Source organism: Chryseobacterium sp. PTM-20240506 (assembly GCF_048296755.1).
Lineage (GTDB): Bacteria > Bacteroidota > Bacteroidia > Flavobacteriales > Weeksellaceae > Chryseobacterium > Chryseobacterium proteolyticum.
In genome coordinates this window covers 1,470,460-1,485,973 of record NZ_CP182581.1, presented here as the reverse complement: position 1 = coordinate 1,485,973, position 15,514 = coordinate 1,470,460, and the positions used below count along the sequence as shown (strand labels likewise).

Annotated in this window: 27 protein-coding genes, 2 tRNA genes and 1 pseudogene; 27 read left to right on the top strand and 3 right to left on the bottom strand. The window is 33.3% G+C overall.

Annotated elements, in window-relative coordinates; translation table 11 throughout:
- Positions 1-65: 65 nt before the first annotated feature.
- Together ACNFU2_RS06680 and ACNFU2_RS06675 are read left to right on the top strand one after the other, a co-directional pair.
- Entirely contained in the window at positions 66-491 is a 426-nt protein-coding gene (locus tag ACNFU2_RS06680) for a YybH family protein (RefSeq protein WP_273648380.1), read from the top strand.
- Between the two features lie 29 nt (positions 492-520).
- Positions 521-1,273, top strand: coding sequence for an SDR family oxidoreductase (locus ACNFU2_RS06675; RefSeq protein WP_056015209.1), 753 nt, complete (start codon positions 521-523; stop codon positions 1,271-1,273).
- A 206-nt stretch (positions 1,274-1,479) separates the two neighbouring features.
- On the opposite strand, the gene ACNFU2_RS06670 is transcribed toward ACNFU2_RS06675, so the two are convergent.
- Both ACNFU2_RS06670 and ACNFU2_RS06665 read right to left on the bottom strand, forming a co-directional pair.
- A complete protein-coding gene (locus ACNFU2_RS06670) occupies positions 1,480-1,647 on the bottom strand; it encodes a winged helix-turn-helix transcriptional regulator (protein WP_249413646.1) in 168 nt (55 codons plus the stop codon).
- 34 nt (positions 1,648-1,681) lie between these two features.
- Positions 1,682-1,987, bottom strand: a pseudogene (locus ACNFU2_RS06665) (transposase); the annotation flags it as partial.
- A 508-nt stretch (positions 1,988-2,495) separates the two neighbouring features.
- Between ACNFU2_RS06665 and ACNFU2_RS06660 the strand changes: the two are divergent.
- From ACNFU2_RS06660 to ACNFU2_RS06650, 3 genes are all read left to right on the top strand, one after another.
- Complete coding sequence (locus ACNFU2_RS06660; protein ID WP_418124310.1) at positions 2,496-2,741, top strand: hypothetical protein; 246 nt, start codon at positions 2,496-2,498, stop codon at positions 2,739-2,741.
- Positions 2,742-2,793: 52 nt separating this feature from the next.
- Entirely contained in the window at positions 2,794-3,201 is a 408-nt protein-coding gene (locus ACNFU2_RS06655; RefSeq protein WP_418124308.1) for a hypothetical protein, read from the top strand.
- Between the two features lie 131 nt (positions 3,202-3,332).
- Positions 3,333-3,572 carry a hypothetical protein gene (locus ACNFU2_RS06650; protein WP_418124306.1) on the top strand — a complete coding sequence of 80 codons (240 nt, stop codon included), beginning with the start codon at positions 3,333-3,335 and terminating at the stop codon, positions 3,570-3,572.
- Here ACNFU2_RS06650 and ACNFU2_RS06645 read toward each other — a convergent pair.
- Positions 3,569-3,955: a helix-turn-helix domain-containing protein gene (locus tag ACNFU2_RS06645; protein ID WP_418124304.1), complete on the bottom strand. Its 387-nt coding sequence runs from the start codon at positions 3,953-3,955 to the stop codon at positions 3,569-3,571. The two genes, ACNFU2_RS06650 and ACNFU2_RS06645, sit on opposite strands and share 4 nt — an antisense overlap.
- 128 nt (positions 3,956-4,083) lie before the next feature.
- On the opposite strand from ACNFU2_RS06645, the gene ACNFU2_RS06640 reads away from it, so the two are divergent.
- From ACNFU2_RS06640 to ACNFU2_RS06535, 22 genes are all read left to right on the top strand, one after another.
- Positions 4,084-4,320, top strand: a complete 237-nt coding sequence (locus ACNFU2_RS06640) for a hypothetical protein (RefSeq protein ID WP_418124302.1) — start codon at positions 4,084-4,086, stop codon at positions 4,318-4,320.
- A gap of 82 nt (positions 4,321-4,402) precedes the next feature.
- Complete coding sequence (locus ACNFU2_RS06635; protein WP_418124300.1) at positions 4,403-4,669, top strand: hypothetical protein; 267 nt, start codon at positions 4,403-4,405, stop codon at positions 4,667-4,669.
- Positions 4,670-4,681: 12 nt separating this feature from the next.
- Positions 4,682-5,029, top strand: coding sequence for a hypothetical protein (locus ACNFU2_RS06630; protein WP_418124298.1), 348 nt, complete (start codon positions 4,682-4,684; stop codon positions 5,027-5,029).
- Between the two features lie 104 nt (positions 5,030-5,133).
- Positions 5,134-5,207: transfer RNA gene (locus ACNFU2_RS06625), tRNA-Phe, on the top strand.
- A gap of 106 nt (positions 5,208-5,313) precedes the next feature.
- A tRNA-Cys gene (locus tag ACNFU2_RS06620) sits at positions 5,314-5,387 on the top strand.
- Between the two features lie 87 nt (positions 5,388-5,474).
- Positions 5,475-6,278, top strand: a complete 804-nt coding sequence (locus ACNFU2_RS06615; RefSeq protein WP_418124297.1) for an HNH endonuclease signature motif containing protein — start codon at positions 5,475-5,477, stop codon at positions 6,276-6,278.
- A complete protein-coding gene (locus tag ACNFU2_RS06610) occupies positions 6,271-6,687 on the top strand; it encodes a hypothetical protein (RefSeq protein WP_418124295.1) in 417 nt (138 codons plus the stop codon). Before ACNFU2_RS06615 ends, ACNFU2_RS06610 begins: the two co-directional genes overlap by 8 nt.
- A 1-nt stretch (position 6,688) precedes the next feature.
- On the top strand, positions 6,689-6,919 hold the full coding sequence (locus tag ACNFU2_RS06605) for a hypothetical protein (protein ID WP_418124293.1): 231 nt from the start codon (positions 6,689-6,691) through the stop codon (positions 6,917-6,919).
- A complete protein-coding gene (locus ACNFU2_RS06600) occupies positions 6,916-7,146 on the top strand; it encodes a hypothetical protein (protein WP_418124291.1) in 231 nt (76 codons plus the stop codon). The genes ACNFU2_RS06605 and ACNFU2_RS06600 overlap by 4 nt, the downstream gene beginning before the upstream one ends.
- An 11-nt stretch (positions 7,147-7,157) precedes the next feature.
- Positions 7,158-7,424 (top strand): hypothetical protein, encoded by a 267-nt coding sequence (locus ACNFU2_RS06595; RefSeq protein ID WP_418124289.1) that lies wholly within the window; start codon positions 7,158-7,160, stop codon positions 7,422-7,424.
- The gene (locus tag ACNFU2_RS06590; RefSeq protein WP_418124287.1) at positions 7,425-7,790 is read left to right on the top strand and encodes a hypothetical protein; all 366 of its coding nucleotides are present in this window, start codon (positions 7,425-7,427) and stop codon (positions 7,788-7,790) included.
- A 14-nt stretch (positions 7,791-7,804) separates the two neighbouring features.
- Positions 7,805-10,777 carry a primase-helicase family protein gene (locus ACNFU2_RS06585; protein WP_418124286.1) on the top strand — a complete coding sequence of 991 codons (2,973 nt, stop codon included), beginning with the start codon at positions 7,805-7,807 and terminating at the stop codon, positions 10,775-10,777.
- Positions 10,746-11,096 (top strand): hypothetical protein, encoded by a 351-nt coding sequence (locus ACNFU2_RS06580; RefSeq protein WP_418124284.1) that lies wholly within the window; start codon positions 10,746-10,748, stop codon positions 11,094-11,096. The genes ACNFU2_RS06585 and ACNFU2_RS06580 overlap by 32 nt, the downstream gene beginning before the upstream one ends.
- Position 11,097: 1 nt before the next feature.
- Positions 11,098-11,310, top strand: coding sequence for a hypothetical protein (locus ACNFU2_RS06575; protein ID WP_418124282.1), 213 nt, complete (start codon positions 11,098-11,100; stop codon positions 11,308-11,310).
- Between the two features lie 127 nt (positions 11,311-11,437).
- Positions 11,438-11,737 (top strand): hypothetical protein, encoded by a 300-nt coding sequence (locus ACNFU2_RS06570; protein WP_418124280.1) that lies wholly within the window; start codon positions 11,438-11,440, stop codon positions 11,735-11,737.
- A gap of 2 nt (positions 11,738-11,739) precedes the next feature.
- Positions 11,740-12,237, top strand: a complete 498-nt coding sequence (locus tag ACNFU2_RS06565) for a hypothetical protein (RefSeq protein WP_418124278.1) — start codon at positions 11,740-11,742, stop codon at positions 12,235-12,237.
- A 7-nt stretch (positions 12,238-12,244) separates the two neighbouring features.
- The gene (locus ACNFU2_RS06560) at positions 12,245-12,544 is read left to right on the top strand and encodes a hypothetical protein (RefSeq protein WP_418124276.1); all 300 of its coding nucleotides are present in this window, start codon (positions 12,245-12,247) and stop codon (positions 12,542-12,544) included.
- A 423-nt stretch (positions 12,545-12,967) separates the two neighbouring features.
- Complete coding sequence (locus ACNFU2_RS06555) at positions 12,968-13,426, top strand: hypothetical protein (RefSeq protein WP_418124274.1); 459 nt, start codon at positions 12,968-12,970, stop codon at positions 13,424-13,426.
- A 28-nt stretch (positions 13,427-13,454) separates the two neighbouring features.
- Positions 13,455-13,913: a hypothetical protein gene (locus ACNFU2_RS06550; RefSeq protein WP_418124272.1), complete on the top strand. Its 459-nt coding sequence runs from the start codon at positions 13,455-13,457 to the stop codon at positions 13,911-13,913.
- Entirely contained in the window at positions 13,910-14,185 is a 276-nt protein-coding gene (locus ACNFU2_RS06545; protein ID WP_418124270.1) for a hypothetical protein, read from the top strand. The genes ACNFU2_RS06550 and ACNFU2_RS06545 overlap by 4 nt, the downstream gene beginning before the upstream one ends.
- Positions 14,186-14,239: 54 nt before the next feature.
- The gene (locus ACNFU2_RS06540) at positions 14,240-15,055 is read left to right on the top strand and encodes a S49 family peptidase (protein ID WP_418124268.1); all 816 of its coding nucleotides are present in this window, start codon (positions 14,240-14,242) and stop codon (positions 15,053-15,055) included.
- A 12-nt stretch (positions 15,056-15,067) separates the two neighbouring features.
- Positions 15,068-15,505: a hypothetical protein gene (locus ACNFU2_RS06535; RefSeq protein ID WP_418124266.1), complete on the top strand. Its 438-nt coding sequence runs from the start codon at positions 15,068-15,070 to the stop codon at positions 15,503-15,505.
- Positions 15,506-15,514 lie beyond the last annotated feature (9 nt).

Genomic DNA, 15,514 nt, shown 5'->3' with positions numbered 1-15,514 from the left:
TTGCATATGCCAATTGCTCAATTTTGTAAGACAAAAAAATTACTTCTAAAGAAAATTTAAGTCTTATGATTGGACAGAATTTTGTTGAAAGCTCAGTATTCTCATTGTCAAAAACTCCCGAGGGAATAGTCGACTCTTTTCTTGCTCATATGAATTCTTTCCATTCGGAGACTATGCTTCGTTTCTATGAGGAGGATGCAATCTTTATTAGTGATAACGGTGAGCCTCGGAGAGGAAGATTGGAGATTGCGCGAGAATTGGACTGCTTCTTTAAATTCGGATTGCCAATCAAAATTACAACAAGGAATGTTTATGTAGATGGCAATCTAGCATCACTAATCTTGGACTGGAGTATAGCGGGTATTGCGAATAATGGTGAAAAAATATGTATGCGAGGAACATCTAATGATTATGCTAAAAGAGGAGCCGATGGATATTGGAGATATTGGTTTGAAAATCCCTTTGGTGTTCAAGTGCGCAGTTTATTTTAAAAAACTTTACAATATTAAATAAATCAGATATGAAAATTTTAGTAGTAGGAGGTACAGGTCTAACAGGGAGGCTTGTAACTAACAAATTGGAAAAACTTGGTCATAAAGTGGTGATTGGCTCGCCATCACAAGGTGTTGATATCCTTACTGGTGAAGGGCTTCAGGAAGCCTTGACCGGAACTGAAATAGTAATAGATCTATCAAATTCATCTTCTCCCGAAGGAGAAAATGCATTTCGATTTTTTGAGACTGCGGGAAAGAATCTTGTCAAAGCAGAATTGAATGCTAGTGTTAAGCATCATATCGTTCTATCAATTGTAGGAACAGATGATGCATTGGAAATCGGTTATCTTAGAGCAAAAAAACTTCAAGAGGATACTATTAAAAACTCAGGTATACCTTACACTATAATTAGGTCAACACAATTTCACGAACATGTGGAAGCCATCATCCAAGTTCAGGGAGAAGGGGATAAAGTTTTTGTTTCGAACTTAGACTATCAACCAATTGCACTTGATGATGTTGCCGAGTTCATAGTACAATTTTCTTTGGAAGAACCTAAAAATAACACCATTGAAATTGCAGGACCAAGACGTGGCAAAATGGAGGCTTTTGTCTCTGAGTATATTCAAATTACCGGTCAGGATAAAAAAGTGATTATAGACAATGAAAATAAGTATATGCATTTTGTTGTTCCTACTTCACTTTTAGTTCCCACTGGGCAATACAATACAGGCAAAATACTTTTTGAGAACTGGGCACTTGAAACACATAAAATTTAATCTTCTAAATTTATCCTTTCGCTTAAAGCAGTTCTAAAATTTGAGTGCAGTTAAGTACTTCTTTATCACTATTTATGTTCTTTTTTTCAACTTATTAAGAAGATGGAAATTAATAATGAATTGATTTTTAATATGGAAAGGGAAAAAATTATTTATTGTGAAAAGCAGTAAAAACGTTTTAATTGAAGATGATAATTTCTTTTAATTTAATTAATTTTCTTATCAAGAATAATAATTTTTCTGTGTTCTCTTCCCCAATTAATCATTTCATTGATAATTTTGCCGAAAGTTGGGCAGCATTCTGTCGGTTCATATTCGATTAAAACAGGTGTTTCGGGACAAACGATGCATTTTACCAATTTATTCAGCTCCATATCTTTTAGTTCTTTGAAAGCATTCTAGTGGTAATTTTACTTTCCGATGTAATCCTACTGCCAAATAGATGGTTTTGTTAATGACCTTGGAGTTTTCACGAACATCGAATACGATTCCGATTAAATACAAATCTTCTAAGGGGCGGTTTTGGCAGCTCACCATTTCGGTAGCAACGGCATTGGTAATTATGGAAATAGCAGAGGAAGATATTTCAAAGTCGTATAGTTCTTTAACCTTCTCATCGATATCGCTCACAATCATACCTTTGGCGTATAATGAGATAATAATATTCTCCAAACATTTAATGATGTTGTGCGTTTTTTGTTCCGGTATTAACATTTTTTATTTCCTCTTCCAAAAATTTCTGATCACTCATACAAGTTAATTTTCGACAATATAGGAAACCTAAAATAGGTAAATAATGAGCTATATTTTGTAATGAATTGCCACATTAAGAATTTTTAAATAGGTCAGTTACAGCTTTAAACAAATATTATTCTGGATTATTCTGAAATTAAGAACAAAAAAATGGCTCAATTTGGATTAAATTAGAGCCATTTGGGCGTTTGTGACCTCGACAGGATTATGACATTTTTTTAATAAGGCCTTCAAATGCCTTATTCATCAGGGATTTTAAAAGAGCAATTTTTTATAGTGACAAAATTAGGACATTAAGCTAAAGGCCTTTTATCACGTAATTTGATCAAAGTTAATATTTCACATTTATTTGAACAAATATTTGTATAATAGTTCGGGAAGTTTTACATTTGTTCGGCAACTATTCAGTCCTTTCATACTTTTTCAAGCATTTATATATTTGAACAAGTAAATATTAAGTATATAAACTATGAAGAAATTATTTTTTTTAACTGCTATTTTATTAACGGTAGTATCATGCGAAAGGGAAGTTGAAAATGTTGTAAAAGACGAAACATCTAAAAAACAAATACAACTAAAACATGAACAAAACTCTAGCAAGTCTGCTTCGGACACGATTATTGTCAAGAACATCTCATCAGCAGCTGGAATTGGACCCACGGATCCAGCCGAAGAAGTGGATCCAAAAGACATTACAACCCCCCCAAGAAAATAATCAATTAAATAAATTTAGTAGAAGCACCAATAAGGTGCTTTCTACTACATTAATGATTTTAGTTGCGTTAATTCCTTATACAGACGTTTTTCTCGATTTCTTTATCGATACTCAAGCGATAAAATTAAATCGCTTTGCCAATCTCTCCGTGGCCATTTGGAGTTGCACCGTTTGTATACAAGCTACATTAGTCGCGGGCATTGCTCAATTAAAACCTTGGCCGATATCATATATTGTCTTAATTTACGTTAATCTTTCAATGCTACTAGGGTTTTTATTCCTGGAAAAGAATATTGAATTTTCTTCAGACTATATTTTTAAAATAATAGTTGGAGGATTAGCAATAGTATTGTACATCATAGGAGTACAAATAAAACGCTTATGGCGGTTAGTTTTCTTAGAAGAGAAGGTAGATAAAGAAATTGAATATTTAGAAAACTATGACAAAAAAGAAAATTAATATGTACGCAAAACTTTATGACATTGTAAATAAGCAATTTCATGAAGGAAAGATTTCAAGACAAGAATATCTTGAGACTCTGTTACTTTTAGAAGACAAAGTTGATAAAGAATTTGAATATTTAAAAAGCTATGACCAAAAAACAAATTGATATATGTGAGAAACTTTATGAAATTGCAAAGAAGCAATTCTATGAAGGAAAGATTTCGAGGCAGGAATACCTTGAAACTTTATTTTTCGTAAAAATGAAAATTAAAGAACTTAAAGTGGGGTTTAACGAACTTGATTTTATCTGTAAATCCGTAAGTGATAGACCTATACTAGAAATTAATATTAAAGAGACTGTAAATTTTGTATTAGCAATGAATTAAAATTGCTTGTTTTTTACATTTTGCTCTAACTTTTTTAACTCTTCCGAACTTCCGGAGGAGTTTTTTAATATCTCAAAAATCAGCTCAATTTCTAAATTGTTAGCTCTTAACAATCCAATGATAAAATCCAGCTTTTCATTTAAAGAGTTTAATGTTACTGGCTCTTTTAAATCCTTTTCGTACTTAATAATTGCATTCTGAATTTTTGAGATTGTCTTCTCACTAGGATTTTTTGATCTTCCATCCAGTATTTTAGCAATTCCTACATCTGAAAGACCAGATAGTTTGGCAATCTGATAATTTGAAAACCCATACTTTTTAACTTTCTCTCTTATTAAGTCAATAATATCATCGTTAACGTTTTGATTATCAGCTTTGTTCATTTTATAGGTAAATTTAAATTAAAAAAAGTTCGGTAAGTTTGGTAAAAGTTCGCGAACTTTTATTTACATTTGTATAAAGATTCAAACAAAACTACGAATTTTTGTTCAATTCAGATAAAAAATAACGTATGACATTTTATATTAAAAAAGAAATTATTAGCCGTTTAGAATCAGATGTTAAGTTTAGATTGGGCTTGTCTTTTGCCTTAGGGGTGGTTCCTCAAGCTGTTTACAACTTTGTGAAAAAATATAATGAAGATCCTTATCCAAATTCTAATCTAACGAAAAAGGCTGCTCTTGAATTTTTTAAAATGGAAGGTTATGAAGAGAACCAAGTTTTAACAGAAAAAATACCGGCTAAATAGCTAAATATTATTATTCCTAAAAAGGCATGAAGGGTGAAAGCCAGCTCCAGGAGTGCAATGCCTTTTTTTAATCAATCAAGTTATGAGTAGAATTAAAAATAAAACCTCTGAGTTCATAGAACCAACGAAAATAAACTATCCAATATTTAGAGCTGGAAATACTCCTAATAGACGGCAAAGAAGAATTGATTCTGGAGTAAATAAGAGAACTCTTCATAAACCGAAAGAAGGTCAAAAAATGTTACTAGTTATAGATAAAATAAAGTGGAAGCATTTTATTCAAAAGATCCCGGTAAAAAATAAAGCTGGAGAAATAATCAGCTTCAATATCATAAAACACACTAATTAAAAATTTTTAAAAATGGAAAATCAAGAAAACAGAGAACAAGAAGGATGTGAAGTAAAATTAAATGTTAAAGATTTTTTTAAAGAGTTTAAAGACGTTTTAGGTAAGGCGCCTAAAGGTTTGTCAATGATCTTTTTTGTTAGAGAAGAAAGTGATATTGAAGGTGCAGATGTTCAAGTCGTGCTAGGTATGCAAGGAGCACCGGGTGATTTATCTTATGGGTTATTTAGAGCTTTTGAAAAGGATGATTTGTTTAAGAAAGTAATTACTACAGCTGTTGAAGTTGATAAAATAAGAAGTGCAACACAAAAAAATAATTCTTTGAGCGCACTTTCAAGTTTAGCCAACATATTAAGGAAATAAATTCAAAAAACACTTTCGAAAGGGATAATATCATTGTATAACGTGTTAGTTTTTAATCTTCAAGTATTATTATCCTAATCAGCGCGGCGTTCAAAGTGTTTGGCGGAAAGGTAGCTCAGTAGGTAGAGCGATGGACTGAAAATCCATGCCGTCGGCGGTTCGATTCCGCCTCTTTCCACAATATAAGTTAGCTACCGGAAATTGCGCTTATATTATGATTCTCATGTTTAATTTGAGTTTTCATGGTTATTAGTTTTTACCCGGTTTCGGCCGGGTTTTTAAAAGGCAAATTGCCCGAGTGGTCCAAGGGAGCCGGCTGCAATCCGGATGATCAGAAGTTCGAATCTTCTATTTGCCTCGATTCTCATGTTTAATTGAGTTTTCATGGTTATTAGTTTACCCGGCTGGAATATTCCGGTCGGGTTTTTTAAAATTTTTAACTGAAATGAACAAGAAAGTATCAACTCCGGAAATAGAAAAATTCATTATCGATCACGCATTTACAATGTCATCATATGAAATTTCAAAGACTCTTTTAATTTCAAGATCCGTTGTTAGGCGAGTTTATAAAGAGAATATGATCAGTGTACCGGAAGAACTTAAGAAAAAGTGGCAAGTGGAAAAACAGTATCAAAGAACAACTTTTACTCAAGAAGAAGATCGGATAATTATAGAGAACTATATGACATTACCAGTTAAGACAATAGGGAAATTAATTGGAAGATCATTTACTGGAATAACAACAAGGTTGAAGCATCTGGGGCTCGAAATTCCAACCGAATTGAGAGTGCAGAGAAAAACTGCAGGATTGTTTAGAAAAGGCCAAGTACCACCTAATAAGGGTAAAAAAATGAGTCCTGAATTGTATGAACGATATAAACATACTTTTTTTAAGAAAGAGCATATTCCACATAATGCAAAAAAAGATTGGGATGAAGTGTTAAGAAAAGATGGAACTGGCAATGAATATTGGATGATAAAGATACCCACCGAAAGGAAATTAATTTTTAAGCATGTTTGGTTGTGGGAGAGTCAGAATGGAAAAGTTAAGAAGGGGTACAATATAGTTTTCAGAAATGGAATATCAACTGACTGCAGGATCGAAAATTTAGAGAGTATTTCTAACTCTGAATTGATGAGCCGAAATACAATGAATCGATTTCCGGAAGATCTTCGTCAAGTAATACTACTTAAAGGGGCGTTAAAAAGGCAGATAAACAAAATAGAAAAAGCAAATACTAATGGATAACACAATTAAAACAGAATTAGAATCTCTAGTAGGAAAGAAAATTTATTATCAAAAGCAAAATGTAACAATTCAAAAGTACAAAGAGATTGCCGGGAATATTTGTATTGTAACGGATAGTAGAACCTTTCAGTTTTATCCGGATGAAATACGAGATAAATTTTTAAACATGATTTCAGAGGAGAAAGATGAAGGATCTTATCCCCCTGGAAGTGATTTAGAAAGAAAAACATTTGCAGTAATTCCAAAAGAAAATTCTTCAATAAAAGATGCATTAATGGAGGCTTTAAAGAAAGTTAAAGAAGATCCCACATTTTTACAACAAGCAAAGGCAATTTGTGATATTACAAATACGATGGTCAATGTTCAGAAAACTGAAATAGAGATTATTAAACTACAAAAAGAGGTTTAAAATGGATTCGGTTATAAGGCAGTTTGTTGAGATGCAAAAAACATTAAACAGTTTTCCTTTTAATATAGAAGAATTCATGATTTGCGAAGAAAATGGGATTCCAATCGATGAACTTATTAAACATCATAATCATGAAATATGGCGTGAATGCGAGTGTGGAAATGAAGAAGATCTGCGAAAGACTTTTTTTTGTTCAGTATGTGGAAAACAAATATTTAAACCAAAGGAATGAAAAATAACGGAAAATATAGTATTGAAGAGACTCCTATGGGAAAATTAATAACATTTGAAAAGGGGTGTATTATAGATTTTGAATTACTACATAAAGAAATAATTGGTATGTCCTTTATTCAAGATAATTCTGTTGATCTCATCAAGGCTAAACCAATTCATTACAATCAAAATGATATCGTGAAAATAAGTTCTGATATCACTGTAGAGATAAAAAAAACAAAATAACATCAAAGGTAATGGACATAGAACACATAAAAAAAACAGTTCAAAATGCTTTCTCAGATGTTGACTCTGTAGAGTTCCTGCAGGTAAAATTAAGTAACCAGGTTGAAGCTCACAAAATCACTTACGAAAAGTTTAAAAAAAAGAATCCGGACATAGATTTTACCGAGTGGAAAAATCAAATGGAAGATATCAATACTAAAACAAATAATAACTCTGAAATCTTAGCAATTGGGATCTATCTTTTAGCATTAGACGAACTTAAACAACCAGATGATTAGATGAGTAAATTTTTCAAACTTAATTCTTACACAAGGGTTTTGAACGATGGAAAACAAACCCTTCAGGAAAAACAAAGGCTTCTTAACGAACAAAGTTTAAGCAAGAGTAACAATTATTTGAAAGAGAAAAAGAACCGACGGCCTGTAGATCAGAATAAAATCTATACCAGGTTTGTCAACGAAATGTTTGAATACAGAGATTTCATGGTTGTAAAGGAGTTCAACCGGTTTATAAAAGACCGTTTTAATAACTCTACAACTTATTATAGAGATCGCATGGAGAAGCTTGGATTAATTAGCGTGGACAAACGGATAGTAAGAAAAAAGAAAAACGAAACAATTTCTGAGCAATCAGAAAGTGATTAAAAACTAAAAAAAAGATGAGTGACTCATTAAAGACGGCAGCTGGAAAAATTCTGCGTGCAACAAACGGCGGACTTGATGAAATTTTAAAATTTTATCCGGAAGCTGATACCAAAAAGAACTTTAAAATTCGACATGACGAAAAAACTCCTTCTGCTTCTATGAAATTTGTAGAAGATCGCTGGAGGGTTACGGATTGGGGTGGAACTATAAACGCTCAGGACTGTTTTGGTATTTATGCATTAGAGAATAATGTAGCCTACTATGAAGCTATTTTGGAAATTGGAAGAACTCTACAAGGTGAAACGGGTATCGAAATCTTTGAGGATAATAGAACCTTCTATAAATATGAGTTTCGGGAATATGATCTTGATGATTGCCCAGTAGAACTTAATGATAAAAAATTTCATTTTGAAACCAAAGATTTTAATGAATACGAGCTTCAGCTTTTAGGACCTCATGTGACAGCTGAAAATTGCTCAGAAATCAATCTTCATTCATTAGTTGAATATAGTTACTTGAATGAGGAAAAAGGCAAAGTGTTCCGTTTTATTGCAACTGATAAATTTCCTATCCTGGCATTTATAAATAAAGACGAAAGTATTGGACAATGGCTTAAAATCTATATGCCAAAAGGAGCTAAAAAATACCAGGATGATGATAAAGATCGTCGTTTTAGACATGTAGGAGGAAGACCCAAAGGATTTATTTTTGGGCTTGAAAGGATAAAAAAAATTTATCAGAAAGAATTTGAAAATGAGAGAAAAAAGATAGCGAAGAAAAAATCTGAAGATACCGGAAAGGAAGTTATTCCAGGAAATATAAGTACTTCTGATATAAATTTCAAACTGGAAAGAATTTGTATTGCTACTGGTGGTAGTGATGGTATTAATCTTCTTAGCCTTGGAGAATTTGTAATCTGGTTTAATTCTGAAACTTCAAATGTTGATCGTTTTCTTTTAAAACAATTACATGAAATGGCTCACGAAGTCATAAATATTCCAGACACAGATCAGACTGGTAAAAGAGAGGGTGGAGAGCTTGCATTGCAAAATCTTCCAATGAAAACTCTTTGGCTGGATAAATATCTTAAAACCTCCGGACAAAAAGATTTTAAAGATTTCATGAGGCATAATCAGAGTAAAACTAAATCTCAGATTACCTATGAAGTAAGAAAAATGCTCAGTCTTTCAATGCCTGCTCAGTTCTGGGAGGTGTCCCTCAGTGATAAGGGGAGAGCTACTTATAACTTTCATCACATCTATGCTTTCAATTTTTTGCGATTAAATGGCTTTTGTAGGATTGATGACCTTTCCAGGAAAGATGGTTATTATTTCGCCCGTGTAGCCGGACATGTTGTAGAAGAATTAAAAACAACTCAACTCATCAAAGATTTCTTTAGGAATTTTCTTCTGGCAAAACAAGACGATCTTGGAATTCGGGAAATTCCTCATGCTTTATTGAATATGATGATTACTTCGCAGAAGATCACTGACGGACATTTAGCAAATATGCATAACCGCTCTCTGGATTTCACAGATTTTAGTCCTACCAATCAGTATTTTTTCTTAGGGGATAGGATCATTAATATTTCTGCAGAAGGAATTACTGAAGAAAAAAGTTTTAAAAATTATGTGCTGCAGTCTCAGCTTATCAATAATCTTATTAAGGAGGAAACTGATCACGATATTACAGCCAGGGAAATAAAAGATTTTAAAATTGAGACTCCATATTTTAAAATAACCAAAGAAGGAGACAATCTTTATGATATCGAGATCCTGGAAGAAAATTGCGACTTTCTGAATTACTTAATCCAGGTATCAAGGATCCATTGGGAAAAAGATAGAGCCGGATATATTGAAGATGGTAAAAAAGAAGATGATTTTTATAAGGAATCTTTATTTAAAATTACAGGAAAATATCTTTCTGATGATGAGAACACAGAGCAAAAACAGCACTTAATCAACAAAATATTTTCATTTGGATATGCAGCTCACAGATTCAAGGATCCTACAAGACCATGGGTAATTTTCGCTGCAGATAATGCTGTCATTGAAGACGATGTTGCAGAAGGAGGAGCTGGAAAATCTTTATTTTTCGAAGCCATGCGATTTTTCATGAATAGACATGATATTGACGGGAAAGGAGATATAGAAAATGATAAATTCTTATTCGAAGGTGTCAATCAGCATACCGATTTTATTTTATTCGATGATGTTCGAAAAAATTTCAGTCTTGAGAGCTTCTTCTCAGTGATCACTTCAAAGCTTACAGTTAATGAAAAATTTGAAGCAAAAGTTAACCTCGCTTACAGGAATTCACCAAAGTTTGGTGTTTCTACAAATTACGCAATAAAAGATCAGAGAGGATCTTCTACACGTCGTCGTCTTATTATGGGTTTCTCCGATTATTATCACGCCTCAAATGATGAAAGAGAAAAAAGAGATCCAAAGGATGATTTTGGAAATTCTCTTTTCTTGGACTGGAAGACTGATCAATGGTTCAAGTTCTTAAACTTTGTATTCCATTCATGCCAATTTTACTTACAACAAGATGCAAAAATTGAGGCTCCGGACGGAAATATTAAAATGAGAGCTTACATGAGTGACATGGGACAACACTTCAAAGAATGGGCTGATGAATTCTATCCAGAAGTCATTGGGCGAAAACTTATTAAAGATGATGTTCTGGAGGCTGCTAAAGCTAAAAACCTGAAGTATCTCGGAAATATGACTTCTAACGCCTTTAAGAAAAAAACCGGGATCTGGTGTAAGGTGAATGGCTATGAGTTCCAGGATAGGATCATGGAAAATTTAGATGTAAGAGATTCTAACGGAAATCAGATTCTTGAAAATGGAAAGCCTAAAAAGAAAACAACAGAACATATTACAATCATTAACGTTGATGCAGAATTTGAAACACTTAAACAATCAGTCATTAGATTCCCTGAAGGAAAAGATGACGGTTCCAGCGAAGATCCTTTCATCTAATGATAAAGATCCCCTTCCAATTAATCTTGCTTTTCTGGGACTGGATGTTTTAGGGGTTCATCTTAAAAAGAGTGATGAGTGGCTGTATGGAATTTACAGAAGTAGTCAATTGTTGGGGTTCTTGTATGAAGGTTCAGAAATGACCAAAGAAGACCAGGGAAAATATGCCAGGCGTTTAATTCCGGAAAAGCTTGACACCCTCGATTATTTTAAAAAGGAATATTCCGGAAAAGTTGGGTACTACTTCAGTTATGCTGAAGCTTTTACCCTGATTGGATTCTTAGAAGATAAAAAAGTAATACAAAAAACAATAAAATAAAATGAAAATAAGTACAACAAAACTGAACCAGGAACTTGAGAAAGTGGCTAATGCCGTTGAGAAAAGAGAAGAACAATTTGAGAATAGGTCAGAAAAATGGCAAGAAAGCGAAGCTGGAGAAGAATTTCAAGAACGAACTGCTGAATTGGAAGAAATTGAATGTGATCTCCAATCGGCAATAGAAGCACTGGAAGCCTGGAATGAAGAAAACTAAAACCTTGAAAATGACAAAAGAACAAAAAATACAAGAAGCTTTCGGAGAAAGTTGGAATTTGCTAACATATTCAATGCAAAAGCATATTTTGACAGTACACCATTGGGTTGATAGGTCTCGGAATAGAATGAATCTATCTCCAAAAGATTTAGGTTTTGATGAAGTGACAGAGTGTGAAGTTCATTGCGAATTCTGGAGACCAATACAGCTAAAAGGAATTGAAAACAACAACGAATGGATTAAAATTGAATCCTTGGACTCTTTCCCTCAGAAAACAATTTTGTGCATAACCTGTATATTTCTGGAGGGTACAGGATATCAAATTGGTTCATCCAGGACCAGAACACCAGATGATCTTCTAAGAATGTGGCAAAATGCCGAACTGACACATTATAAAGTAATTGATAGTAACCCTCCAATCTATTAAAAATGACAAAATATTTAAAAAATCAAAGATCTCCCATATTCTATAAAGTACTGAACGAAAATGAGGTGTTACAGGTAACAAAAGGTATCCACAGCATCGGTATTGCAGTGCATTCACGCTTACTGCAGGAACTGTTTTCTGGAGATACTATTGAAATTCAAAAAGATGAATTCGTAGCAGCTTATTCTGAAGTAAAGAGAGAGCTGATCAATCAGAACGCTCTTCAGGATGAAGAAAAGGAAACTTATCTATCTGAAGTATTTAAAGAATGGGCAAATTACTACTTTTCATGCTTATTAAGCCTTGATGTACCGAAAGACAGTGCGATGGAATCTATGAAAAGTTGTAGCCCTAAAATACTAGGTTATATGACTTCTAACGGATTTAAAAAACAGATGAGAGTCTGGTCTCAGTATAATGGTTTTAGATTCGAAGACCGGATAATGAAACTTATTAACGGAAAAACAACTGAACATATTCGCATAACAGCTAAAAATTAAATACATTATGAATGAACTAATAGAATGGTCAGGTGGGAATCCTGGAGCTTTAGATTTTTTAATGACTGTCTTCTTGAACCCAGAAACAAGTCCAGGCACTGCACTTACTATTGCTGCATACCTAAAGAAGTATAAAACGCTTAGAGGAACGAATATCTATGTTTTATATTCAGATTTATGTGATAGGGATTTGAAAAAAGTAATTCACCTATTTAAAAATTGTCCTCAGGAAGTTCTTGAAGATGCATGCAATCGTCAAGATTATTCTGGAAGGGATTTAGTGTCAAAATACATGGTTATGGCATAATAAGCCCTTACATCCTTACAGAAAATCAATAAAAAACCCATCCCTGGCGAAAGCCGGGGATTCCTTTTTTTAAATACCTGGGAACACGCTTTGCACCTCCCTCTCCTCTCCACCACTAAAAAATTTATTGAATGAAAGTGTAATTCTGTAATTAAGTTGGCAAAGATTTGAAAATCTATTAATTACACTTTTTTTTAAAGATTGTAACTTATTTAAGAATTACAGAATTATCTGTAATAAAATATAGGATTACACAATTGAAAACTCGCTCAGAATTAGTTTACACTTTCAAAAATTGCTGTAAAAACTTTAGGCTTGGGAGGTTTACACAATTACACTTTTATAAGTGCATTATTACGTGTTTTTTATGCTTTCCCGTAAGCAGATTTGTTTTTTATTTGCGGTTAATACCAATTTTATTATATGCAACAAATCACCTTACATCTATCTGTTCCCAGGTATGTAAAAAAAATTCTCCAGTTTAAATATGGTGACGATTATAAAGCTCGGGAGGATACTTTACTTGGAATGGTTGTTTTAAATACGTTACAAAAGAAATCTGACCGGAATTATACTTACAAAAGGGCAAATCCGGATATCACATACTTCAGTTTGAAGGTGGGAATTGATAAAGCTAACCGGAAAGGGTTTCAGCACAACCAGAGTAGATCATATCAGATCTCAAAAGCAATCGAACGGGATATCAGAGAAAAACTCTATACTGAAGCTATTACAAACGAAATTAATTACGGAATAGATTTTAAAACGACTATTCAAAATTTTTTGGATTTGTATGATATCACTGAAGATGAGCTTTCATACGAGACAATTCGGAAAGATTTTAATCGATATAAAAACCAAAATCTTAAAAAGTTTAAGTAAAAAACCTGTGTAAAATTGCGACAAAAAAATGGAAGTATTTTTTAACAAGCTTGAAAACTTTTTCCGCGAAATAAGATCAGTGGAAATATATAATGCAGATGATGTTCTCTACATTAATGCTTACAATGGGATCTTTCCCGAAAGATCAAAAGCTCTATACATTTTTGAAGATATAGTTCCTGCTACTTTCTCCAGGAAGATCTCTTCCAAAACAAGAAATGGGAATCCTTTCACTGATGTTGACGTGAGTTTTCCCTTACTTGATATGTCAATTGAAAATATTGAAAAGTGCGAAGAATATTTTAATAAGAAAGGCTTTGCTGTGGTCTTTCTGGCTAATACCGTTAGAACTTTGCTTGGAAATGCTACGGAATCATTAAGAGTAGATTTTATCGACAACAAAAATGAAGATGATTCTGGAAATGATGAATACACTATTGCAATATCTGGAGAAACAATTTTAAAACCTAAAATAAATACTTTATGAAATTACTTTTAAAAACAAAAGGTAGGTTTGCGACGTCATTCGCTATTTTTTTTATGTTAGAAATTTTGGCTTTATCTATAGTTGGATACGTTGAAATCTTTAATAATGTTATTAAGGATCCTGCAGTAATTTATAGTAAGGGCTCAAATGGTCAATTCTTTAATATATCCAACTTTACAAATTGGGTATACTTAATCCTGGGAGGATTTACTTTTGCCTCAATTCTATTATTCTTCTGTTTAGGTAAATATTCAACTTCAAAGGAAGAATAACTGTCCTTTCCAAACTTTTAATGTAAAAACATATTTGTCCGTGAAATCAATAAGATGCACGGACAAAATATTTTTTTAAACCAACCTCTGGCAATAGATAAAAATTATCTACTGTCTACTATCACGAATATCATTTCTGGATATCAGCAAAAGAATTTTTCTTCAGCTGAAAGTATTGTACAGCAAGCTCAGAGTAAGATCGAGATGCAGGCAAGTTCTGCAATGTCTTCTGGAGCTGACGTTTTCCCGGTTGTTTTAGATATCAATGGTCCGATCATAAAATATTCATCCTGGTACTATTTAGGAACTCAGGACATCATTGCAATTTTAAGAAGACTTGACAGAAATCAATCTGTTTCAGGAATTGTACTGAATATTGACTCTGGAGGCGGAATGGTATCCGGAACCGCGGAACTAACCCACACAATCAAAAATTTAAGCAAGCCAACTATTGCGTACACCGGAGGTTATATGTGCTCCGCCGCTATGGATATCGCTTCCGGAGCTAATTTCAGAATGGCAAATCCTTTTGCCGACTTAATTGGTTCTATCGGAACCATGCTTTCTTATCAAGATTTCTCAAAAATGTTCGAAAAATGGGGCGCTACCATGTATGAAATCTACGCTCCACAATCCACAGAAAAAAACAAAGAATTCCGAGATCTCCAGGCAGGAGATTCAAAAGCTTATGAAGAAAGGCTCAAAGAAATGACAGCTGACTTCATTTCCAGAATGCAGGAAAACATGAAGGAAACATTGAAGGACGATGGATTGGTCATGAAAGGAAAAACTTACACTCCAAAACAGGCGCTTTCTGTCGGCTTAATCAACGAAATCGGAACTCTTGAAGATGCTTTAGTAAAATTTTAAAAATCAAAATAAATGAAGAAAGTACTAGCTGTTTTAGGATTACAAGCTTTCACATTCCACAATAATTTTTGGGGATCAGGTGAAGCTCATGTAAAACTTGACAATAAGCAGCTTCAATTAATCGAAGACGCTTTAGAAAAAAAAGAGACTGAAAATACTACAGCTGAAGGTGCTGAATCATTAGCAGATCTTCAGGCAAAAGTTACCGGTTTTGAAGCAAAAGAAACTGCTGTTCAGGAAGCTTTAACAGCTGCATTAAGTCTAAATGGAATTGCAGCGACTGAAGGGCAAACTGTAGCCCAGGCTATTGAAGTTCTGGGAACAAAGTGTAAAGAATATGGTGACTCTAAGGAAACTCATTCAATCATTCAAACAGACGGCAAAGAAAAGCCATCTGACGGATTGCAAAACGGCTTCTATGATCCAACCGCACCACATAACCAACTTTAAATTTTATTG